Annotated in this window: 17 protein-coding genes and 1 pseudogene; 5 read left to right on the top strand and 13 right to left on the bottom strand. The window is 41.8% G+C overall.

Annotated features, from left to right (window positions below; all coding sequences use genetic code 11):
• Positions 1-155: 155 nt before the first annotated feature.
• Positions 156-1,094 carry a PD40 domain-containing protein gene (locus tag KUL10_RS12475; RefSeq protein ID WP_110429258.1) on the bottom strand — a complete coding sequence of 313 codons (939 nt, stop codon included), beginning with the start codon at positions 1,092-1,094 and terminating at the stop codon, positions 156-158.
• A 162-nt stretch (positions 1,095-1,256) separates the two neighbouring features.
• Positions 1,257-1,931 (bottom strand): pyrimidine 5'-nucleotidase, encoded by a 675-nt coding sequence (yjjG, locus tag KUL10_RS12470; protein WP_110429257.1) that lies wholly within the window; start codon positions 1,929-1,931, stop codon positions 1,257-1,259.
• A 390-nt stretch (positions 1,932-2,321) separates the two neighbouring features.
• On the opposite strand from yjjG, the gene KUL10_RS12465 reads away from it, so the two are divergent.
• The 3 genes from KUL10_RS12465 to KUL10_RS12455 all read left to right on the top strand — a co-directional run bounded on the left by KUL10_RS12465 (position 2,322) and on the right by KUL10_RS12455 (position 6,105).
• Complete coding sequence (locus KUL10_RS12465) at positions 2,322-2,939, top strand: peptidylprolyl isomerase (protein ID WP_110429256.1); 618 nt, start codon at positions 2,322-2,324, stop codon at positions 2,937-2,939.
• Positions 2,940-3,021: 82 nt separating this feature from the next.
• Positions 3,022-4,662 (top strand): acetolactate synthase large subunit, encoded by a 1,641-nt coding sequence (locus KUL10_RS12460; RefSeq protein ID WP_110429255.1) that lies wholly within the window; start codon positions 3,022-3,024, stop codon positions 4,660-4,662.
• Between the two features lie 9 nt (positions 4,663-4,671).
• Positions 4,672-6,105: an aldehyde dehydrogenase family protein gene (locus KUL10_RS12455; protein ID WP_110429254.1), complete on the top strand. Its 1,434-nt coding sequence runs from the start codon at positions 4,672-4,674 to the stop codon at positions 6,103-6,105.
• Between the two features lie 16 nt (positions 6,106-6,121).
• Here KUL10_RS12455 and KUL10_RS12450 read toward each other — a convergent pair whose 3' ends face one another.
• From KUL10_RS12450 to efp, 4 genes are all read right to left on the bottom strand, one after another.
• Complete coding sequence (locus KUL10_RS12450) at positions 6,122-7,273, bottom strand: GGDEF domain-containing protein (RefSeq protein WP_110429253.1); 1,152 nt, start codon at positions 7,271-7,273, stop codon at positions 6,122-6,124.
• A 160-nt stretch (positions 7,274-7,433) separates the two neighbouring features.
• Entirely contained in the window at positions 7,434-8,168 is a 735-nt protein-coding gene (locus KUL10_RS12445) for a peptidylprolyl isomerase (RefSeq protein WP_233499809.1), read from the bottom strand.
• A 184-nt stretch (positions 8,169-8,352) separates the two neighbouring features.
• On the bottom strand, positions 8,353-9,345 hold the full coding sequence (epmA, locus tag KUL10_RS12440; protein ID WP_110429251.1) for an elongation factor P--(R)-beta-lysine ligase: 993 nt from the start codon (positions 9,343-9,345) through the stop codon (positions 8,353-8,355).
• Positions 9,346-9,425: 80 nt separating this feature from the next.
• Positions 9,426-9,995: an elongation factor P gene (gene efp / locus KUL10_RS12435; protein WP_110429250.1), complete on the bottom strand. Its 570-nt coding sequence runs from the start codon at positions 9,993-9,995 to the stop codon at positions 9,426-9,428.
• A gap of 34 nt (positions 9,996-10,029) precedes the next feature.
• Between efp and epmB the strand changes: the two are divergent.
• Positions 10,030-11,084: pseudogene (gene epmB, locus KUL10_RS12430) on the top strand (EF-P beta-lysylation protein EpmB).
• Here epmB and KUL10_RS12425 read toward each other — a convergent pair.
• Entirely contained in the window at positions 11,061-11,240 is a 180-nt protein-coding gene (locus KUL10_RS12425; protein WP_110429249.1) for a hypothetical protein, read from the bottom strand. The pseudogene epmB and the gene KUL10_RS12425 overlap by 24 nt on opposite strands.
• Before the next feature lie 113 nt (positions 11,241-11,353).
• Between KUL10_RS12425 and KUL10_RS12420 the strand changes: the two genes are divergently transcribed.
• Positions 11,354-11,659: a hypothetical protein gene (locus KUL10_RS12420; protein ID WP_110429248.1), complete on the top strand. Its 306-nt coding sequence runs from the start codon at positions 11,354-11,356 to the stop codon at positions 11,657-11,659.
• Positions 11,660-11,673: 14 nt separating this feature from the next.
• On the opposite strand, the gene KUL10_RS12415 is transcribed toward KUL10_RS12420, so the two are convergent.
• The 6 genes from KUL10_RS12415 to KUL10_RS12385 form a co-directional block, all read right to left on the bottom strand.
• Positions 11,674-12,963: a hypothetical protein gene (locus tag KUL10_RS12415; RefSeq protein ID WP_110429247.1), complete on the bottom strand. Its 1,290-nt coding sequence runs from the start codon at positions 12,961-12,963 to the stop codon at positions 11,674-11,676.
• A 97-nt stretch (positions 12,964-13,060) separates the two neighbouring features.
• Positions 13,061-15,199, bottom strand: coding sequence for a S9 family peptidase (locus KUL10_RS12410; RefSeq protein WP_110429246.1), 2,139 nt, complete (start codon positions 15,197-15,199; stop codon positions 13,061-13,063).
• 85 nt (positions 15,200-15,284) lie between these two features.
• On the bottom strand, positions 15,285-15,440 hold the full coding sequence (locus KUL10_RS12405) for a DUF2283 domain-containing protein (RefSeq protein ID WP_110429245.1): 156 nt from the start codon (positions 15,438-15,440) through the stop codon (positions 15,285-15,287).
• Positions 15,441-15,700: 260 nt separating this feature from the next.
• The gene (gene parE / locus KUL10_RS12395) at positions 15,701-17,593 is read right to left on the bottom strand and encodes a DNA topoisomerase IV subunit B (RefSeq protein WP_110429244.1); all 1,893 of its coding nucleotides are present in this window, start codon (positions 17,591-17,593) and stop codon (positions 15,701-15,703) included.
• 151 nt (positions 17,594-17,744) lie between these two features.
• Positions 17,745-18,320, bottom strand: coding sequence for a YqiA/YcfP family alpha/beta fold hydrolase (locus tag KUL10_RS12390; RefSeq protein ID WP_110429243.1), 576 nt, complete (start codon positions 18,318-18,320; stop codon positions 17,745-17,747).
• 17 nt (positions 18,321-18,337) lie between these two features.
• Complete coding sequence (locus KUL10_RS12385) at positions 18,338-18,769, bottom strand: DUF1249 domain-containing protein (RefSeq protein WP_233499808.1); 432 nt, start codon at positions 18,767-18,769, stop codon at positions 18,338-18,340.
• Positions 18,770-18,793: the final 24 nt, after the last annotated feature.

Raw genomic sequence — 18,793 nt, 5'->3', positions numbered from 1 at the left:
TACCACGCTGTGATGCTGTAAATTTTGCTCCTACATTGTCCGGGCGATAGAGCGAGTGCAGCAAGCTTACCAATGGAGTCAAGCTGAAACTCGCCTATGCTAAAGGGGAAGTGAATTATGCTTCTCTTAGTAACGCAAGTTTTAGCTCTGACTGCCTAGTTTGTATAAATCGCCTTATCAAACGGTGCTACCCATACTTGTAAAATCCCTTCAGATTGCCCTTTGATAGGCCGATTTGAGGAAAACACAATTTGCGTTTCATCTGGGCTTAATTTAGCGCCAAAATCCGAATAAGGTGAGTTAACCGATGCGCCGACGTTTTTTGGCGTTTGCCACTGTTCGTCAATAAACTGCGAAACAAAAATATCAGCCGAACCCTCACCGCCTCTATTTTCGTAAGTGAGCAACATAAGTGTACTCGTAGGGTTTACCCATACGCCATCATCTCGCTGCGCAGAATTCACTGGCGCATTCAAGGGGAATGCTGTTTGCAAGATTCCGTCTGCGTTAGCAGGTGCTACATATATGTCTCGCTCGCCTATGCCATCTAGGCGCTCAGTCATAAAATAAAGATCACCACTGCTGGTAAAGCTTGGATATCCTTCATTGTGAACATAGCGCAACGTCTTAAACGCGCCGGATCGCGGCCGATTAATATCATTGCCTTGAATGGGAACTGGCTGCGCATTAGCATCTGTTAAATCAAGCGTGTACAAATCAAAATTCTCACGGATATCCAAGTTTTTATAATCGCTTCGCGGCGCCGACCAAGAGAATACCAAGGTATTTCCATCTGGGCTTACCGATGGCCAATCCACTCTCGCATCGATTGGTAGCTCAACTAAGGACGGCGTTGTCCAGCCATCAACAGTGCGTTTTGAGATTTTGAGTCTTTGAGGGCATTGCCATATGGGCGAACATTCAGATTGCGCAAAATAAATAGTATTACCATCTGGTGTAAAACCTGGAGTTAAGGTGATTTTGCCGTCTTGTTGCAATGCTATGGGTGCAAATCGAACCGCTTCTGCAAACGCTACGGGGTGATAGATTACTACTAGACAACAGAATGAAATAATTTTGATTGGGATATTCATGGTCAAATGCTAAATCATTTTTAGTGGTGTTTATTAATAGTCTGGTTAGCGAATAAAAAGACCATTAATTACACAAAGTTAATTGTGTAAGTGCATCTTCTTAAATTGCAGCGTTCTTTTTAAGCTATAGCACCGCGCATCACATTGTAGCGAGGCAGTTGATTATTCCGACAACAAACTTTGCAGTTCATTGAGGTGTGTAATGTTATAAGTCGGCCTAATATTTGGATCAGCACTCACCCCAGGGTGTTGAAGCCAACAGGTGTCGATTCCTGCATTGATTCCGCCTAAGACATCGCTGCTTAGAGTGTCACCAACCATTAAAATTTGGTTTTTTGGAGGCTTGCCGAGCAGTTCAAAGGTATATTCAAAAATGGCAGGGCTGGGTTTCGCTTGCCCAAACTCTTCAGAAATCACTAAACAAGCAAACCGCCCCTCTAGGCCCGTATGTTTAATTCGCTTATGTTGCAATCGAGCTAAGCCGTTGGTAATGATACCAAGGGTTGCCTTGCCTTTAAGTGCATTTAACAATTCGATAGCACCGGGTAGTGGTTCGCATATCGCCGCCATTGCGTCTAAAAATTCATCGTTAAGTGTTTGCGGGCTTACCTTGACTTGTTTTGCGAGTTCAGCAAAGCGCTCGGTTTGCAGATATTGTGCATCAATTTTGTGGTTTTGATATTGCAGCCACAGTTGTTTGTTGTATTTTTGATAAATATCAAAATCGGCTTGGGTAAAGGTTTTTCCATACTTTTGGAGTGCTTTCTTAATACCCGCAAAATTATCAAAGGTGAACAACGTTTCGTCGGCATCAAAGAGGATGGTTTTATACTTCATATAATATGTGGGCACTCAAAAACAAAGGTTGGACAAAGGGATACTTTTAAGCACTTTAAAAGTAGCACCCTAACTAAACGAATCAGCAGTATAAGTCTTAAACTTGAGATAGCGAAACAATAGTGTTGAAAATATAGTTTTACATTGTATGACGAAAACACCCGCATAAACCTACAATTACTCTGCGAACAAACAATACTCCGGATACGCGTTGTGCGAAGCATCAAATTTATATATTAAAACAAAAAGACATTGTGTTAGCGGTGTAAACCATTTTGCATAAAAAAGCGCACACTCAAATTTGCAAATAGTGCCGCTATTTACTAGCCTTAAATGCTCAAAAGTCACAACAATTCAAATAACTAGAAGTGTTAACTTAAAAGGATTCCAATGAAAGCTGTTCTTCCTTCCCTTATTTTCATTTTGTCTTTATCGCTTTTCAGCGGCCTAGCAAACGCGAATAAAAAACCGAGTATGCCGGGCGAAAACATCCAAAAAGACAATTTTTATCCGCGCGTGAAATTTGAAACGACGATGGGAAATATCGTCATCGAACTTGAAAGACGGCGCGCCCCTATCACCGTGAACAACTTCTTAAGTTACGTAGTAAGAGGTGAATACGACAACACCGTTTTTCATCGCATTGTGCCCAATTACATCGTGCAAGGTGGGGGATACGATGCAGATTACAAAGAGCGTAAATCCAAGCGTACCATTTACAACGAGTCGGGCAATGGCCTGAAAAATGATGCCTACACTATTTCAATGGCACGTAAAGGCGACCCGCATTCGGCAATCAGGCAGTTCTTTTTTAATGCAAAAGACAATGATAATTTAAACCCAGGTAGAGATTGGGGGTACACTGTGTTTGGTAGCGTAATTGAGGGCACTGAAGTAATTGATGCCATGTCGATGGTCGAGACTGAATACAAAGCGGTGGTGGGATTTAGAGATGCACCGGTAGAAAACATCATGTTAAAAAAAGCCAGCTTGTTACCAGAAGCTTAATGTTACAAAGAAATCTTGAGGAACGTTTCACTTTAACTAAAAAAATTAACCAATAGAAAATCAACCAAAGAGCAGGAGTGTTATGAAAGCATCAGATTTGATGGTCAAGGCATTAGAAGCAGAAGGCGTGGAGTACATTTTTGGTATTCCTGGTGAAGAGAACTTAGACTTACTCGAATCACTGCGGCATTCCTCAATCAAGTTGATTTTGACCCGTCATGAACAAGGCGCAGGCTTTATGGCCGCCACTTATGGTCGACTCACAGGTAAAGTCGGCGTTTGCCTGTCCACTTTAGGGCCCGGTGCAACTAACTTAGTTACTCCAGCTGCTTACGCTCAACTTGGTGCGATGCCGATGTTGATGATTACTGGGCAAAAACCAATCAAAACCAGTAAGCAAGGGCGTTTTCAGGTGATTGACGTGGTTGATATGATGCGACCTATCACCAAATATACATCTCAAATAGTCAGCGGAGATCGCATTCCTTCGGTTGTTCGCGAAGCCTTTAGACTGGCCTCGGAAGAACGCCCCGGCGCTTCGCATATCGAACTTCCCGAAGATATCGCAGCTGAGAACACCTCTGCCCCACTGATAAAATCCAGCTCAAGTCGAAGACCGATCGCAGAATACAAATCGATCAAAGCAGCTGTTGAAATGATACAGGCAGCCAATTCTCCTATTTTGTTAATCGGAGCGGGCGCGAATCGCAAGCTCACGGCCAAAATGTTAAAGGAGTTTGTTGATAAAACCCAAATTCCTTATGTCACCACCCAAATGGGCAAAGGCGTACTTGATGAGAATGGCGAGTTGTTTATGGGCAACACAGCTTTATCATCTGGCGATTTTGTGCACCGAGCAATTGCTAGAGCCGACTTGATTATAAACGTTGGCCATGACGTCGTCGAAAAGCCACCTTTCTTTATGGAAGACGGCGGTCAACAGGTTATTCATATCAATTTTGAAACAGCCGCGGTTGACCCTGTTTATTTTCCGCAGCTTGAAGTCATCGGTGATATCGCTAACAGTATCTGGCAGATAAAAGAGCAAATCAGCGCCAAAGTTGAATGGCAATCGGGCTTTCATCAAGATGTTCATAATGCTTATATTGAACACAGAGAAGCCTCGGAAGATGATGATCGCTTTCCTATATTACCCGAGCGTTTTGTGCGTGAAATCAGAAAAGCGATGCCCGAAGATGGCATCGTTACGCTTGATAATGGTGTATATAAAATTTGGTTTGCTCGCAATTATCCCGCTTTTCACCCTAACACGCTTTTACTGGACAACGCACTGGCCACAATGGGCGCGGGCTTGCCATCTGCTATGGCTGCAAAACTAGTTTATCCCGAGCGCAAAGTCATTACAGTGTGCGGTGATGGTGGCTTTATGATGAACAGTCAAGAAATAGAAACCGCTGTGCGCCTTAATCTAAACATAGTTGTGATTATTTTACGTGACGATGCCTATGGCATGATCAAGTGGAAGCAAGCGAACATGGAATTTGAAAACTACGGGCTTGATTATTCAAACCCCGATTTTGTGATGTACGCGCAAAGTTATGGTGCTAAGGGTTGGCGTGTCAGTAACAGCGAAGAATTATTGCCGATGGTCGAAAACTGTTTAAATGATCCTGCCGTTCATATCATTGATGTGCCGGTTGATTACAGTTTGAACGACGAAACGCTCAATAAAACTATTCGTGAACTAAGCGCAAAGCTTTAAGGATTGAACATGCTAGCCAAACAATACCCCTATTTTTTAGCGAATGAAGCGGTCTTTGCCAATCAAGACTTAACGGTCACCAATAAATATACTGGCGAAGCAGCCACTCAGGTCGCGCTTGCTGATGCTAAGGTGATTGACCAAGCAATTGCGGCAGCCGAAGCATCTCAACCAACGCTCAACAAAATGCCAGCTTATGAGCGACAAGCGATATTAGAACATTGTGTAAAGCGCTTTAGAGAGCGCTTTGACGAACTCGCATATGCGCTTTGTATCGAAGCGGGCAAACCGATTAAAGATGCAAAAGGTGAAGTCACTCGCCTCATAGATACATTTAAAATAGCGGCTGAAGAATCCGTCAGAATTAACGGCGAGGTGATGAATTTAGAAATCACTGAACGCGCCAAGGGATACCAAGGCATGTATAAAAAGGTACCAATTGGTCCTTGCTCGTTTATCTCACCGTTCAACTTTCCACTGAACCTAGCGGCGCATAAAGTCGCCCCCGCGATTGCAGCAGGTTGTACATTTGTTTTAAAGCCAGCGAGCAGAACACCTATTGGTGCATTGATCATAGGCGAAGTACTAGCCGAAACAAATTTACCAAAAGGTGCATTTTCGATATTGCCCTGTTCTCGCGATGGTGCCGATTTATTTACAACCGATGAGCGTTTTAAATTACTCAGTTTTACGGGTTCGCCTGATGTGGGTTGGCAACTCAAAGCAAAAGCGGGTAAAAAACCCGTCATACTTGAGCTAGGCGGAAACGCAGGCTGTATTGTTGATGCAGACGCTGATATTGAAGACGCAATCGAACGTATTGTATTTGGTGCATATTACCAATCAGGCCAAAGCTGTATAAGCGTTCAACGAATATTTATCCACGATGCCATCTATGACGAGTTCAAAACGAAATACGTTGAAAAAGTCAGTCAACTAGTACATGGCGACCCTCTAAATGAAGACACCTTTATTGGGCCAATGATTTCTGAAAGCGAAGCGAAACGATTGGCTTCTTGGATAGCGTCGGCAGAAAAAGGCGGTGCCGAAATCTTGTGCGGAGGTCAACGAGATGGTGCAATGTTACAAGCCACTATTCTCGAAAACGTCAATGATGAGAGCGAAGTCAATGCTGAAGAAGCATTTGGGCCAGTTTCGATTATTGCTTCGTTTAGCGACTTTGACGATGCATTAACAATGGTCAACGACAGTCAATTCGGCCTTCAAGCAGGCATATTCACACGCGATATCTACAAAGCCCATAAAGCATGGGACGAGTTAGATGTAGGTGGTGTCGTGATTGGCGATGTGCCTAGCTGGCGTGTTGATAATATGCCCTACGGCGGCGTTAAAGAGTCGGGCTTGGGCAGAGAAGGGATTAAGTTTGCCATTGAAGACATGACTGAACTAAGGTTGATGGTATTAAGAACACCGAGCGTGTAAACAGAAGCTCCAAATACTAAGCCAAATAAATAGACTTATCTCTTCCTGTTTGTTTGGCTTGATAAAGTGCTTTGTCAGCTCTATTCAAAACTGACTCCCACGTTGAATCCACAGCTGAACTAGTCGCAACGCCAACACTCACCGTCATTGACAGAGTTCCATTTTCAGTTTCAATTTGCTGCGCTTTGACAAGCAGTCTTATCCGTTCAGCGATTTGTTGGATCGCATGCTCTGAAGTGTCGCTAACCAGTAAAGCAAATTCCTCACCTCCGAGTCTAAACTCGTAATCATACTGACGGTTCACTTCCTCTATTGTTCGACAAAAATGCACTAATGCATTATCACCGGCCTTGTGGCCAAAGTTATCATTAATCTGTTTAAAGTGGTCTATATCTAACAACACAAAACCAAATACATTACTGTTGCGTTTAGCGCGTTCGAATTCTTTTGATGCGTGAATATCTAGCGCTCTGCGATTGCTCCAATTAGTCAAGCTGTCAGTCATTGTGATTTTCTTCAATTTCACTTCTTTCTTCCAATTGACAATGACTGTCATACTCAAGGTAATGAGAAAAATAAAAGCAATCAGTGATAAAGTGCCCGAAAATTTAACTACATCAGGACTTACTAATGGCAATTGAGCGTCAGGGAATAAGGATGCAACGCCTCTTATAAGGTTTTGAATGACGAACAGGCTTATCGCTGCGCCAAGTAAAATGAATGACTTTGAATAATCCAAATGGCGAGCGTCCCATAGTTTTTTAATTACTAATAAATTGAAGAAAGTGATCAGAGGATAAAAAATAAGGATGCGAGCCTGAATCGACTCTTTTAAGACCGGTAAATGTTGAACTAACAAGATCAGAAGAAACAACAATGCAACCATTCGCAGCTTGTGCTTACTCTGCGATAACTTACTAGCACCGGTGTAGAGTAAAGCGTGTGCGCACAAATAAAATGCATTATTCATACTGGGAAATATCAAACTAGAAAGCTCAAAAATTGTCCCGTATAGCCCCAAAAAGCTTGAGATAAAGAAAAAGAAGCTAGCAAGCACCCAATCTAATAAAAAAGACTCTTCTTTACTCGTGACAAATAAAGCACTCATAAATAAGGCCATTATCCCGCTGACTAATGCAGAACAAATTAAGAGGGTGACAACATCCATGGATACACACTATGGTCAAAAAATCGACCGATAGAATACAGTAATGAAGGGAATAAATCTTATACTTAAGTATTATAAAAATACGCTACTTAATCCGATTTAACACTAAAAGGCTGGTTAACCAGCCTTTTAGCATAAGGTAACTTAATGATATGAAGCGCTATTTAGCAATTTTTCTTCTAAACACAATTGCCATCATCACCAACGCAGCAAATCCTAGCGAGCCACCTGAACTACCTTGCTCTGAAGGTGGTGTAGTAGGCGTCGCATCGATTCTTGTATTAGGGACAGGGTTGAGACCTGGGTTGGTCACAACTGCGCTATCAATCACAACAATGTCAGTGATCAACACAACATTATCACGCGTTATTTCCACGCCACTTTGAGCATCTGTAGCTGTATAGTTTTGCAGTGGGATTTCATTAAAAGGACTGGCAAAGCCAAAACGATCAAGGGCAGCTATTTGATTAACGACTGCCATACCATCACCAATAACTTGTCCAAACACCGAAAATCCGCTGTTTGAGGTATCCAAGTTTTGAGAATTATCTGATAGGTTGATAAAAAATTGTGATGTTGCGGAGTCAGGCTGGTTACTTAATTTAGCCATCGCAACGGTAGCAATAACATTTGAAAGCTCTGGCTCATTTTGAACTGGTGATGCTGTGGCAATTGCGTCAGGTGGAAAACTATCATTAAATTGAAAACCACCCATTTGTACGACAAATCCTGGAACCGAACGATGCACAACATTGTTAGCGTAAGCACCGGCGTTTACATACGATAAGAAGTTTTCAACGGTTCTAGGTGTATCTTCATCGAATAAATTAATCTGGAAGTTACCAACATTGGTTCTTACTTCTACCACAGTTGCTGATGCGTGATGGGAAATCATTGCAAGTGCGCAAAGACAAACTGCAAATTTTTGTTTTAAGGTCTTAAAAAACATAATCTCGAATACATAAAATATCTGTTAAAACGCTAGTTTAGCAGGCAAATATCCCAATCTCATCACAAAACTTTATTTCTTGAGTCATTGAGGTCATAAAATTAACGCATTGAAAGCACGCCAACAGTTTTTAAGCATTTTCAATAGAGAAACTGATAACTTTTCGGATATCGGTGAAACCGAGTTTAAGCATGAGCAGACGATCGACTCCTAATGCTACTCCTGAACATTTAGGAAGACCGATCATCAATGCATCTAGAAACAAATCATCTATTGGCTTTTTTTCTCTTCCTATCGCATTACGTATCCGGTTATCTTCTTCCATTCTTTGCTTTTGAATTTGAGCATCTTGCAACTCTTCATACCCATTAGCTAACTCAATACCCTTATAATAAACTTCGAATCTAAGCGCAGTATCTGGAAGCATAGGACATAATTTAGCCAGCGCAGCTTGGCTCTTTGGAAAATGGGAAATTGAAACAGGACTATCACCTACCAACCGAGGCTCAATACAATGGCTAAACAAGAGTTGTAGCATCATATCAACATCTGTTTGTTGATTATTCTCAAGATTGACACTCTCTACTATATTTTCAAAACCATGTTTAATACATTCATGTACAAGCGTGTCAATAGAGAGGCTGAGCGGATCAATTCCCAAATACTCAACAAAGGCTTGCTGATAAGTCATTTGACGCATAGCAGAAGTACCGATTGTTTCCCTTAATAACAAATCGACTTCATCTATTAGCGACTGCATATCAAAACCAACGCGATACCACTCAAGCATGGTAAACTCTGGATTGTGTTTTTTTCCTAGCTCATCATCTCGAATGCTTTTGCAGATTTGATAAATACATCCAGAACCAGCACACAACAAACGCTTCATCGCAAACTCTGGCGAAGTCTGCATCCACAGTTTTGATTGCTTGTTGTCCATCGGGTTGGTGTGTATTGTTGACATTGCTTCTAGGTGCACGTCGGTTACTGTTGAGCGAGCTAGGATTGGCGTCTCAACTTCAAGTACATTACGTACATCAAAAAAATAACGTATGGTTTTAAGTAACTGCGCTCGTTCGCGCAGTGTATTAATAGATGCAGTAGGTCGCCAATTTATTTGCATAAAAAGCCTAGATACTATTCGAGAAAATAAAAAAGGCGCCCATAAGAAGACGCCTGATATGCACGTAAGTACTCAATCGCTTACTTTTGCACGCGAGAAGAATACTCACCAGTACGTGTATCTACTTTAATCACCTCACCAGTTTGCACAAATAATGGAACACGCACTACTGCACCAGTCGATAAGGTGGCTGGTTTGCCGCCTGTACCGGCCGTATCCCCTTTAAGACCGGGGTCAGTCTCAGTGATTTCAAGTTCAACAAAATTTGGTGGAGTTACAACTATCGGTGAGCCATTCCACAAAGTAATGACGCATGTGTCGTTTTCAACTAACCACTTGACCGATTCACCTACTGCTTTTTCGTCGGCGGCGATTTGTTCAAAGGTTTCATTGTTCATAAAGTGCCAAAACTCACCATCGGTATATAAGTAAGCTAGTTCAGTATCCATTACATCCGCGCCTTCGACTGAATCGCCAGATTTAAATGTTTTTTCCAACACTTTGTTAGATAATAGTTTACGAATTTTTACGCGGTTAAATGCTTGACCTTTACCAGGCTTAACATATTCGTTTTCTAAAATGTTACATGGTTCACCGTCAAGCATGATTTTTAAACCGGCTTTGAACTCATTGGTGCTGAAATTAGGCATAATCCCTCTAATAAAATAACGTTGTGAGCAGTTTGTGACGCAAATAATACCTAAAAAACCGATTGCTGTAGAGTCTAAGTGGCAAAAAGAGTTAGCAAATAGTTTTACCACACTAGAATCACTACTAGATTATTTGCAAATCCCACTAGAAAAAGCACTTGAACACAATCCAGCACGAAAGCTATTTCCAATGCGTGTACCTCGTCCCTTTGCTGACTTAATGAAACTTGGCGACTATAATGACCCACTATTAAAACAGGTATTACCTTCAAAAGATGAGTTCGTCGAGCATACCGATTTTGTCATGGACCCTTTGCAAGAGCAGAAGAATCATCAAAAAGGGATCTTACACAAATACCTTAATCGTGCATTGCTCATTGTAAAGAGCGGATGTGCAGTCAATTGCCGTTACTGCTTTCGAAGACACTTCCCGTATCAAGAAAATTCTATAAACAAACAAGAATGGAACTCCGTTCTAGGCTATATAAAAGAACACAAAGACCTAGATGAAATAATATTGTCAGGCGGTGACCCATTAATGGCAAAAGACGAATTTTTGCGATGGCTATGCAACGAAATTGTTAACATAAAGCATATTAAAAGAATTAGGATACATTCACGTTTCCCAGTGGTTATTCCAAGTCGCTTGGATACTGGTTTTTTAATTGGTTTGCAAAATTACCGATTCAATCCATCTTAGTAACGCATATAAATCACGCAAATGAAGTGAGCGCCCACTTGAAATCCAGGCTCTTATCGCTAAAAAGCGAGGGGGTCACCTTATTAAACCAAGCTGTGCTTCTGAGGGGCATAAATGATAGCGTGTCTTCACAAATAGAGTTAAACGAGGTTTTGTTTGATGCTGGTATTTTACCATATTATTTACATCTGTTAGATAAAGTAAAAGGCGCCAGTCACTTTGATGTGGCTAAAGAAGAAGGCATCACCATCATGCGTGAAGTAATGAAACGCCAGCCAGGATTTCTTGTCCCCAAACTCGTACGAGAAATTGGGGGACAACCCGGTAAAACGCCAATCGATCTAGGGCTTGAACCGCAGAATGAGTTACGCGTACGTATTGATAATTGACCCTACACTGCTACTTGACGAGGCGGCGGGCGCTTCAGCTGCTTCAAGTAATTGCAGTGCTGCTTGACCCTCTTGCTCTTGTTGACTTTTCGCCAACTGGGCAGATTTTACTTCTAATGCCTGAGCGACACCTGTACTTGCGCCGGATATTTCCATCAGGATTTCCTTTTTTCGCTTGTTGTTAACGACAAAAGTGGGCAATATTGCGCACCTTAGAAGGTTATCGGCTGATGGCTTTATTTCTTTAATTAATTTGAGTGTGCTAAATCATGTTACAAGTGTTTCAAAAACTCGCCGAAAATATGCAATTAATCTATCGCAAAGCCATTGATGCTGATGCTGCACTTGATGCCCTTCAAAAAAGCGGGAAAGGTAAGTTTGAAACAGTGTTCAGTGAAGAGCATGGCTTCAATGTCTCATCGAAGCGTTTTCTTCCCTATGTTGAAGAACTAGCGTTAGAGATTGCTAAATTATCTGAAGGTGATGAAGAAGCTGCTAAGGCAGCATTGCCCGCTGTAGTGAAGAAGATGGAGTTGTTACTATCAACCTTAGGACAATTTAAAAAGACCTTGTAAGCAACATACAATCACTACTGGCCGCTTATTGGCAGAGAATTAAGCCTTGCTTCGATATCGGCCACTACGGCTTTATATCTTGGACTGTCGACCTCTCCATATTTCGCTTTGAACTGAGCCTTGTTCATTCCTTCTTCCAAACCTTCAACACTGGGAAAAAATAAAGACTCATTAGCACGGTTAGCTAAAACAGCTTGCAAACGCTGTGCATAGTTTGGCTCCATCGCCATCGCTGCAAAATGCGCGCCCGCCATATCAGCGGCTAAATCAACAAAAGAGTATCCAGACCCACCTCTTCGTCTATCCATTAGTTCTTTAAACTCACCCACAGCAATACTGATTCCTTGCTCAGACAATAACTTAATTGCGGCAGAGAAAATAAAATGTAGGCTTAAATCTTCTCTGTCGAACAAAGATGGGCGCTTCTTCGCCTGCGGAATGACATCAAATGAAAAAGAAAAGTCACCTACAAAGTTGGCAAATTGTCGATGCCCCGCAAAAGCAGCTAACGCAAGAATAGCGGCTTCATTTTCTTGTGTTGCAGAGACACCCTCGGCAGTGCTTCTTATTTTAGCCTCCTCCATCAAGCCTTGAATATAATGGCTCAAAGAGGGCGAAGCTTGCTGGCCTGTTGCAGGTGGGATATACATGCCATCAAGTAACCGTATATAGTGCGCGATTCTTATATTTCGGCTGACAGCCTCTTTTTGGTCACCGCCGGTTTCTACCTTTTTAGCTTCATTGAGAAAACTATCCATGGGGTAAAGCGAAATTTGTATATTACGTGAATTCATGTCTATCGTATCGATTTGAGCAATTGCAACCGTTGCGATTTCACTATTCGTGTAGGTATTGGCCGCATATTCGGCAATACCTAGTGCCCACTTACCGGGAATGGTCAATGCGCCCACGCGCACGGTTTCCAATTGCAAACCTTCACCCGGCAGAATAATCGCGGTAAGGTTAATGTATCGATTGAGTAGCCAACTAGGTAATTGGTACGAAAAACTTGCGATTGCTTTCGTATCATCAAAATCAAATTCTGCTTTAATATTCGGCAATGCTCGTTGAACGAAGCCAACTAAACTTTCCGCTTGTTTATGTGAGACCTTGAGTGTTTTAGCTTGATAACGGTATCTAAGTGAAAAACGCAAATCGTGAAATAAGCTAAGCACTTGGTCTGCATTTTCTACTTGCTGACTTCCCTGCGCCTTTACAATTGGATTAGGTTGAACGAACAAAAACCATCCACCAACGAGTAAAATCAACAATAAACCGAGTATTATTTTAAAAAATAAACGCATATATAAACTAATGAGCTTCCTTAGGGCTAGATGATATCATCTTTTTTTAATACATTGAGTTTGGCGTGCTATCCGGATTAATGTCACCGTGCAAGACTTATACTTTGACTCCATGAGCAAGCAATTGAAATGCCATTTCTTGAGCATAGTCTTTTAATCGACCGTATCTTCCGCTGTTTGCGAAATGCCCTGCGCCCATATTCATTCGCATAATCAACAAATTGCCATCTGTTTTTGTTGCACGCATTTTAGCTGTCCATTTTGCGGGTTCCCAATACGTGACACGTGGATCGTTTAGCCCACCGGTCACTAGCATTGGCGGGTATTCTTTTGCTTCTATATTGTCATAAGGTGAGTAAGACTTAATTAGATCAAATGCTTTGGGATCAGTAATGGGATTGCCCCACTCTTCCCATTCGGGCGGCGTCAGTGGAAGTGTTTCATCGAGCATCGTATTGAGTACATCAACAAATGGCACGCCCAATATTACGCTTCGCCAATACTCAGGTGCCCGAGTGACCATCACGCCCATCATTTCACCACCAGCACTTCTTCCACTGATCGATATATTGCCTTTTGAAACATATTTTTGTTCAATCAAATAATCAGCAACATCAATAAAATCGTTAAACGCGTTGTTTCTTTTATCTAATTTACCATCTAGATACCACTGATAGCCCATTTCGTCACCGCCACGAACATGAGCAATCGCAAAACTAAAGCCTCTATTTAACAGACTCAAGTCCATGGTGGAAAAATCAGGCGTCATGCCGATACCATAAGCCCCGTAGGCATACAAATGCATCGGATGAGTCGCGTCTTTGGTAAAGCCCTTTCTATAGACAATTGAAATCGGAATATCTTCGCCATCACGCGACTTAGCCATGAGTCGCTCAGTAATGTACTGAGATTTATCATAACCACTGGGTATCGCTTTTTGTTTTTTAAGCGTTAGTTCAAGCGTATTTAGGTTGAGATCGTAGACAGTACTAGGGGTGACCATCGATTCATAATGCACTCTCACAAAACCTTGTGACATTTCGCTATTGTGGCCAAGCGAGATGCTATACAAGGTTTCAGGAAATAGGGCTTCACTGCTTTTATTCTGACCGTCACTTTGTGTTTCAGTCCCTTTGATAATTCTGAGTCTATCCTGCCCAAGTTCGCTGAGTTGAATCGCAATATGTTCATCAAACAGAGCAAAGTTCTTTAGATATTGAGCATCGCTGCCCGCAATAATTGTTTCCCAGTTTTTAAAGTTTGCATGCTTATCACTCACACTTACAAATCGAGCGTTAACATGCGTATCATTTGCTAAAAAATAGAATTTATTATGGGCATGGTCAGCTGTCACAATCATCTTTTGTTCACGTTTAACTAAGGTAATTGGCTTTGCTGAAACAAGCGATGATGGCAGTGCATGGATTTCATTTGCACTGCTGTTTCCAGAAGAAATAATGATAAATTCTTCACTAGAGGATAAGCCTGCCGCCATAAAGAAACTATCATCAGCTTCTTCGATCACTATGTGTTCTTCAATTTTGTTTGATTCGTCGGGCATAGTTGCCGCTATATCGTTTAGTAGGCAATAAACAATAAACTGAGTTTTCCAGCTATCTTTGTTTAACTTAGCAAACACAATCGCGCTACTTTCATTGTTGAAAATCAAACTACCCGCGACATCGGTAATACAGTTTGGAAGTATAGTATCGGTGACTAGATCTTTGATATAAAGCGTATATCGTTCGTCACCATTGGTATCAATCGCATAAGCTAAAAAACGATTATCTGGACTAATCGTCCAATCACCCAAAACAAAATAGTCGTGGCCTTTAGCCATGCTCTCTTGGTCTAGAAATAAGGTTTCGACATCCGTTTCTAAATGCCTTCGATAATATTGACGATACTCCCCACCTTTGTTGAACGCCCAACGATATTCATATCCCCGATACACAAAAGGCACCGATGACTCGCTTTCCTCTTCGCGCCCTTTAAACTCTTCAAAAAGCGTATCTACCAGCGTTTGGTGAGGTGCTAAAAACGCTTCAAAGTAGCGATTTTCTTGCCTTAAATAATCTAAGATTTCAGGATCGTTGCATTCTGGGTAATTTGGATCGCGCAACCAATGATACTCATCAGATAAGGTCTGATTGTGAAAATCTAGGTTGTGCGGCTTTGCATCAGCCTTGGGCGCGGGAACATTGAGCTGTTCTAGGCGCTTAAATTTTGAATTCATTGTTTAGCACCCACTAGACGAAGATGGATTTAATATATTGACCTTATGCCGCAATGCCACTTAAAGAAATTTGACCTAGGTCTGTTCACTGACTTGCGTGCTCTAGCGTAATTGCAACAATTTCACCAGTAGCATCAAGGTCGAGTGTAGTTCTCTCATCGAGATCTTTGGTTTCAGCTACCTTGGTTGATGAAAACTCTACATATAAAGTATCTGTATCATCAAAATAACTCATTTTCATGGCGTTATTCTCCTGTCGAAAAAAGCATTATGCACCGTGACTCCATCCGCTAGCAATACAACTCTTAAGTATTTACTGTTCATGTCAGTAATCTTGGCCCATCGCCTGATACGCCCATCTGACTAAATAGACTCTAACTCTGGGAATTCAATTACATATTGAATCCATTCTAAACGAATAATAGCTCGATCTGGTCGAGAGCGGGTGGTTTCGAAATACTTAGTAAATTTCATCAAGTCCATTGATTACAATATCCATATTTAATCAACGATCGCTAGATTACCCTTACTCTCCAGCCAAGCTTTACGATCGCCTGCACGCTTTTTAGACAGCAACATGTCCATCAACTCCATCATACGCTCTGCATCTGAGCTTGTAAGCTGTACCAAGCGGCGAGTATTTGGGTCCATCGTGGTTTCGCGAAGTTGCAGAGGATTCATTTCACCCAAACCTTTAAAACGTTGCACGTTCACTTTGCCGCGTTTCTTTTCAGCTTCTATTTTATCTAAAATACTTTGGCGTTCGCTTTCATCGAGTGCGTAGAAAACTTCTTTACCAATATCGATTCTAAAGAGCGGTGGCATCGCGACAAATACATGTCCTTGATCCACGAGGGTTCTAAAATGCTTAACAAAGAGTGCGCACAACAAGGTTGCAATATGCAAACCATCAGAGTCAGCGTCTGCCAAAATACAGATTTTGCCGTAGCGCAAGCCTGACAAATCGTCTGAATCAGGGTCGATACCTAACGCAACTGAGATATCGTGAATCTCTTGAGAAGCAAGTACTTGAGAAGAGTCGACTTCCCAGCTGTTTAAGATTTTACCGCGCAAAGGCATGATGGCTTGAAATTCGCGGTCTCTTGCTTGTTTTGCTGAGCCACCCGCAGAATCACCTTCGACCAAAAACAATTCGCCTTTAGAAGGATCGGCGCCGCTACAATCGGTCAATTTACCCGGTAATGCAGGCCCTTGTGTTATTTTTTTGCGTGCGACTTTTTTGCTTTGACGCAAACGCCTTTGTGCATTTGAAATACACATTTCAGCAAGTAATTCAGCCACATCAGTGTGTTGATTTAGCCATAGACTAAACGAATCTTTTACGCAGTTTGAAACAAAACCGGCAGCCTGTCTGGAAGATAGACGCTCTTTTGTTTGCCCTGCAAATTGTGGATCGTGCATTTTGGTTGATAAAATATACGCACAGCGATCCCAAATATCCTCTGCGCTGATTTTCACTCCGCGAGGCAACAGGTTTCTGAACTCACAAAACTCACGCATTGAATCTAGTAGACCTTGACGTAACCCATTAACGTGCGTTCCGCCTTGTGCAGTAGGTATTAGGTTTACATAACTTTCGGTAACCATGTCGCCGCCCTCGGGTAGCCACATAACTGCCCAATCGGCCGCTTCTCCGTTGCCCGAAAACTGTCCAACAAACGGCGTGTCATCCGGCAAGGTGACGAATTCTTTGACCGATTGATAAAGATAATCCCTGAGCCCATCTTCGTAATACCATTCAGTGCTTTCTTTGGTAATTTTATTGTCGAATTTAATTTTTAAACCCGGACATAACACCGCTTTAGCGCGCAAAACATGTAATAGCTTTGAATTAGAAAACTTGTCGCTATCAAAATAACTAGGGTCAGGCCAAAAATGAACGCGTGTGCCCGTGTTGCGTTTACCGCAAGTATCGACGACTTTTAAATCTTCGACTTTGTCACCATTTTCAAAAGCAATTGCATACACTTCTCCGCCACGTCTAATACTGACTTCAACGCGCTTTGATAATGCATTAACCACTGAAATACCCACGCCGTGCAGACCACCTGAGTACTCGTAATTTTTGTTTGAGAACTTACCGCCAGCATGTAGCTTGGTCATGATCAATTCAACACCTGACATTTTTTCTTCAGGGTGAATATCGACAGGCATACCACGGCCATCATCAATGACTTCTAGTGAATTATCGGTATGCAAGATGACTTTAATGCTTGAAGCATGACCGGCTAGCGCCTCATCCACACTGTTGTCGATGACTTCTTGACTGAGGTGGTTTGGACGAGTCGTATCGGTGTACATACCCGGTCGACGTTTGACGGGTTCGAGGCCATTTAAGACCTCGATAGCATCTGAATTATATTGAGTAGACATACAATGCGCGCTTCATTTTTTGACTGTTATTATATACAGCAGTCTAGCAAGGCTGATGCGCTTGAGCAACGCATTAAATGGGGATTTCACGATTTATATAACGGTAATAATTTAATCCGCAAATGACTCACAAATTATCGCGTTTTTCAGCTTAGTCTTTGCTCAAAAAATCTTTGATGGTAGCCAAATGTTTATCGTAATCGACAAAGCTATGATCACCGCCCTGTTCTATCACCAATTGCGCCCCTTGGTATTTCTCTTCAGCCTGTTTGTAGTCTAACGTTTCATCTTCAGTTTGCAGCAATACCATGTAGCTTTCAGGTGTTTTAATAACGGGCGTGTCTAACGAGCGAAGATATTCAATAGTCGTTTGATTGACTTCAAAGGTCTCTCCAGTATTTGGGTTGACGTGCTCACCTTGATAATCATCTAACAATTCAAAGGGTCTGACGGCTGGATTGACAATAACCGCTTTTCCGCCGTATTTCTCGACAAAATAAGAGGATAAAAACCCGCCCATAGAGCTGCCGATAAAGCGCAAATCTTGATGACCTATATTTTTTATGATTAATTCGACCGTGCTGACCGCTTTGTCTGGATAACCAGGAAGAGTAGGAAAATGCATCTCAAGCTGCGGCATATGCTCTTTAAAATAAGCTTGGGTTTGCTGCGCTTTTACTGAGGCAGGCGAGCTCAAAAAGCCGTGTAAATAAATCAGATGTTTCATGTTGAAAGTCTCAATATCTAGATAGAGCTGGTTTGTTTAACCTGCTGTTGTAAACAGAAATGAAGCCACTCAGCTAAAAAAACATTCACCATTTGTTTTTCATTGCGCTGATGCATTTTTAAGTTTGGATAATCATAAGAGGGTTTAAGTTTAGCCATTCGTTGACTGGCGAGTACTTCTGCCATTTTGGCATCGTGGTATAAACGAATCTCCATTACCGGACACAAAAACTTCGGAGTATTTTTTTGTACTTGCGACATTTCGAGCGTACTGGTGTAGCGCGAAGAATCCAAAATGCTAATTTTGTATTCCAACTCTTCGTTAATCACAAAGCGATAACTGAGATCTTCGGTATCACAATCTGGAAGCAGTTTCATTAAGCACGCGTAGTTATTCTCGCATGTTGCAAGAATACTGGGCAAATGAGGTACGTACTTCTTTTTTATCAAGGAATGACTCTTTATCTAATTTTT

Origin of the sequence: Glaciecola sp. KUL10 (genome assembly GCF_003203515.1) — a bacterium.
GTDB lineage: Bacteria > Pseudomonadota > Gammaproteobacteria > Enterobacterales > Alteromonadaceae > Glaciecola.
This window is presented reverse-complemented; position numbering and strand designations above follow the sequence as displayed.